This is a genomic window from Kitasatospora griseola (assembly GCF_014648555.1).
Lineage (GTDB): Bacteria > Actinomycetota > Actinomycetes > Streptomycetales > Streptomycetaceae > Kitasatospora > Kitasatospora griseola.
On record NZ_BMRI01000097.1, the window covers coordinates 1 to 1,278 of the forward strand.

The window sequence follows — 1,278 nt, forward strand, 5'->3', positions numbered from 1 at the left end:
CGAGATCATGAAACCGAGTCCGTGCCGTGCCAATCAAAACCGGACGGTTAGGGGGATTCCCCTATCGAACACCCTCTCAGAGCTGTGCGGTGGGTCCGGGCAGTGAGTTGCGTTCGGTGCGGCTGGCGGCGATGCGTTCGGTGGCCAGGGTGCGGGCACGGTCGTGGTCGTCGTCGGTGAGTCGGGCGAGGATGGTGGCGAGGGGCCTGATCTGTCCGTAGCCGCCCCAGTGGCCCTCGGGGATCTCGGTGGGGAAGACCCAGATGCGGGCCGGGTCGCGGGGCCAGGCGCCGTCCTCGGCGTCCAGGATGGCCTCGGTGACGTCGGCGATGACACCTGCGCGCTTGTCGGCGTCGAGCTGTCCCTCGGGCACGGAGGGGACGACCTTGTAGCGCGGGGCGTCCGCGATCCGGCCGCCGACGTAGACCGCGGCGGGGCGGTGCAGGAAGAGCCAGGACACGGAGCGGGTGACCGGGTCGGTGGGGTCGAAGCCCTCGTGGCGGATGAGGATCTCGGTGATCCGGTCGAGCAGCGCCGCTTCGGCCTCCGGGCGCAACGCGCCGTCGGGGATGTGGACATCGAGCATCGGCATGGCCGCGACCTCCTGGATTTACTATCTCAACTCAGGTGGTCGGGAGCCTAGTCGGAGCTGGATGGAGATTGTCAACCCAGGTCGGTTTCGGGAGGTTAGGATCGAGACATGACGGACCAGCAGGAGCAGCGGCAGAACCGGCGGATCGACCCGGCGAACTGCTCGATGGGGCGTGCGCTGTCCGTGGTCGGCGAGCGCTGGTCGCTGTTGATCGTGCGCGAGGCTCTCGACGGTGCGAGCCGCTTCGGGGACTTCCGGGCCCGCCTCGGCATCGCCAGCAACCTGCTCTCCACCCGGCTCGACAGCCTCGTCGCCGCGGGCGTACTGCAGCGCGTGCCGTACCGCGAGCCCGGCGACCGGGAGCGGTTCGAGTACCGCCTCACCGAGAAGGGGACGGACCTGCGGCCCACCGTGATCGCCCTGCTGGAGTGGGGGGACAAGTACCTCGCCGACGAGCAGGGGCCGTCGGTCGTCGTACGGCACCACAGCCCGGAGGGGTCGGGCTGCGACGAACCGGTCGCCCTCGTCCTGCAGTGCGCCGCCGGCCACACCGACCTGCCGCCCGCCTCCGTCTACCGCTCTCCCGGCCCGGGCGCCCGCTTCCTGCCCGCCTGAGAAAGTGTTGGGTAATTGATCAACTGCGCGTTGTGATGCGGTGGCGGTGATCTTCGTGGCGGCTGGTCCGC

At 69.6% G+C, this 1,278-nt stretch carries 2 protein-coding genes; one reads left to right on the forward strand and one right to left on the reverse strand.

The window, feature by feature from the left end; all coding sequences use genetic code 11:
- Positions 1 to 76: 76 nt before the first annotated feature.
- On the reverse strand, positions 77 to 592 hold the full coding sequence (locus IEZ12_RS37250) for a tautomerase family protein (RefSeq protein ID WP_189278866.1): 516 nt from the start codon (positions 590 to 592) through the stop codon (positions 77 to 79).
- A gap of 108 nt (positions 593 to 700) precedes the next feature.
- On the opposite strand from IEZ12_RS37250, the gene IEZ12_RS37255 reads away from it, so the two are divergent.
- Entirely contained in the window at positions 701 to 1,207 is a 507-nt protein-coding gene (locus tag IEZ12_RS37255) for a winged helix-turn-helix transcriptional regulator (protein WP_189278868.1), read from the forward strand.
- Positions 1,208 to 1,278 lie beyond the last annotated feature (71 nt).

What these genes read in the sequence shown, in the direction of transcription:
- IEZ12_RS37250 (WP_189278866.1), bottom strand. Translation starts at nt 592, where the DNA reads ATGCCGATGCTCGATGTCCACATCCCCGACGGCGCGTTGCGCCCGGAG.
- IEZ12_RS37255 (WP_189278868.1), top strand. Translation starts at nt 701, where the DNA reads ATGACGGACCAGCAGGAGCAGCGGCAGAACCGGCGGATCGACCCGGCG.